Genomic DNA, 2,488 nt, shown 5'->3' on the forward strand with positions numbered 1-2,488 from the left:
CCCGCCTGGGGTAACTGTTCGCGGGGCGGCGCGGGGAGTGGCCGCGGGCGCCCGGTGGCGCCGGCGCCGGTCATGCCCTGCCCGCCCGGTGCCGGGCGACCAGCACCCGGCACAGATAGAGCCCGCCGAGCACTCCGGTCAGTGCGCCGACCGGCAACTCGGTGCCGGGCAGCACCCGTTGGGCGGCGAAGTCGCTCGCCGTCAGCAGCAGGGCGCCCATGAAGGCGGCGGGCACCACCGGCGCGCCGGGGGAGCGGACCAGCCGGCGGCACAGATGCGGGGCGGCCAGCGCGACGAAGGTGATGGGTCCGACCGCGGCGGTGGTGGCCGCGGCGAGGGCCGTGGCGGCCACCGCCAGCACGATCCGGGCGCGCCCCACCGGCACCCCCAGGCCCCGGGCGGTGTCCTCGCCGAGTTCCAGCCAGTGCAGGGCGCGCGAGGCGACGACGGTCACCGGTACCAGCACCACCAGGGCCGCGGCCAGGGGCGTGACGACGGACCAGCTCGCCGAGTTGAGGCTGCCGATCAGCCAGATCTGCGCGTCCTGCGCCTCGTACAGACTGGCCCGGGTCAGCAGATACGCGGTCAGCGAGGTGAGCATGGCGCTGATGCCGATCCCGATCAGCACGATCCGGTAGCCGACGGCCGGACCCCGGCCCGCCGCGATCAGGCCCACGATCAGCGCCGTGGCCAGGCCGCCGCCGATCGAGGCGACGGCGGTGGCGAACGGCCCGCCGTGGAAGAGCACGATCTGCACCACGGCACCGCTCGCCGCGCCGCTGGTGAAGCCGATGACATCGGGACTGCCCAGCGGATTGCGGGACATGCTCTGGAACACCGCGCCGCTCATCCCGAGCGCGCCACCGGCCAGCAGGGCGCACACCAGCCGCGGCAGCCGCAGCCCGACGACGATGAAGGACTCGGCCCCGGAGCCGTGGCCCAGCAGACAGGCGATCACGTCCGACAGCGGGACGCGGTAGGTGCCGGTGGTCAGACCGAGCACGCCCATCGTGAGGCAGGCGGCGGTCAGCAGCAGGCAGACCACGACGGTGCGCGGCTGCCAGCGCAGCGATGTCCGCCCGCCGTTCAGGCGCAGCACCCGGCCGCGCAGGACGGTGCCGTGGCGGGTCCCGCCGGGGGCGGCGGGGCGGGAAGAGGTTTCGGTGGTCACAGTTCGGCGATCCTGCGGCGGCGGACGAGGGCGATGAAGACGGGCGCTCCGGCGAAGGCCGTCACGATCCCGGCCTGGATCTCGCCGGGCCGGGCGATCACCCGGCCGAGGATGTCGGAGCCGAGCAGCAGGCTCGCGCCGAGGACCATGGAGTACGGCATCAGCCAGCGGTGGTCCGGCCCGGTGAACGCCCTGGCCAGATGGGGGACCGCAAGGCCGACGAAGGCGATCGGGCCGACCGCGGCCGTCGCCGCCCCGCACAGCAGGGTGACGGCGAGCATCCCGAGGACGCGGGTGCGCGGCACGGCCGTACCGAGCGCACGGGCCGTGTCGTCGCCGAGGGCGAGCGCGTTGAGCGAACCGGACAGGCCGAGGGCCAGCAGCGCGCCCGCGCCGAGGAACGGCAGCACACCGGTGAGGACGGACATCGGCTGCCCGGCCAGGGAGCCCACGCCCCAGAAGCGGAACTGGTCGAACACATCAGGCCGCAGCAGGGTGACGACGGAGATCAGCGCGCTGAGCACGGCGCTGACCGCCGTACCCGCGAGCGCGAGCCGTACCGGCGCCGGACCGGTCCGCCCGCGCGAGCCGAGCAACTGGACCAGCGCGGCGGCCAGCCCGGCGCCGGCGAAAGCGAACCAGAGACGGACGGACGGATCGGCGGTGCGCCACAGCGCGATGGCGACGACCACGGCCGCCGAGGCGCCCATGTTGACGCCGAGGATGCCGGGGTCGGCGAGCGGATTGCGGGTCAGAGCCTGCATCAGCACGCCCGCGAGGCCCAGCGCGGCACCGACGGTGATACCGAGCAGGGTCCGCGGCAGCCGCAGGTCGAGGACGACCGCGTCGTCCACCGAGGCCGGGCCGTGGAACAGCGCGCGCAGCACCTCGCCGGGCGGGATGGCCTTGGCGCCGGCGGCGACGCTCACCACGGTGACCAGGACCAGCAGTCCGCAGGCGAGCAGGAGACCGAGCAGCCGTACGGCGAGCACGGCCGTGCGCGGTCTTCGGTCCGTGTCCTCGGCTCCTGGCACCGTATCGGTGGTGCTGATCGTGGTGGTGCCCATCGTGCTCCTCGGCGACATCGACATACCTGCCGATACAAGGAACCGGCGGGGGGAAGTTAGCTTAGCCTTACCTAAAAAGGTAGAGGCGCCGTCGAGGACGCGACAAGCCGGTCGGACGCCACCTCATGTCGCCGATCCGCCACCTGCGACGCGCCGCTCAGCTCGTCTCCCCCTCCGCCCCCCTCGACCGGGCGAAGTAGGCGGCGGGCGTGGCTCCGGTCACCCGGCGGAACGCGGCGACGAACGCGCT

The 2,488-nt window shown here is 74.2% G+C and carries 2 protein-coding genes; both read right to left on the reverse strand.

Translation table 11 applies throughout. The features are described 5' to 3' along the window. Positions 1 to 70 precede the first annotated feature (70 nt). Positions 71 to 1,171: a FecCD family ABC transporter permease gene (locus tag CCN72_RS33760; protein ID WP_086812091.1), complete on the reverse strand. Its 1,101-nt coding sequence runs from the start codon at positions 1,169 to 1,171 to the stop codon at positions 71 to 73. Then, a complete protein-coding gene (locus tag CCN72_RS33765; RefSeq protein WP_086812093.1) occupies positions 1,168 to 2,238 on the reverse strand; it encodes a FecCD family ABC transporter permease in 1,071 nt (356 codons plus the stop codon). The genes CCN72_RS33760 and CCN72_RS33765 overlap by 4 nt, the downstream gene beginning before the upstream one ends. Between the last annotated feature and the right edge of the window lie 250 nt (positions 2,239 to 2,488).

This window comes from Streptomyces murinus, from assembly GCF_002154555.1.
Taxonomy (GTDB): domain Bacteria; phylum Actinomycetota; class Actinomycetes; order Streptomycetales; family Streptomycetaceae; genus Streptomyces; species Streptomyces murinus.

What these genes read in the sequence shown, in the direction of transcription:
- CCN72_RS33765 (WP_086812093.1), bottom strand. Translation starts at nt 2,238, where the DNA reads ATGGGCACCACCACGATCAGCACCACCGATACGGTGCCAGGAGCCGAG.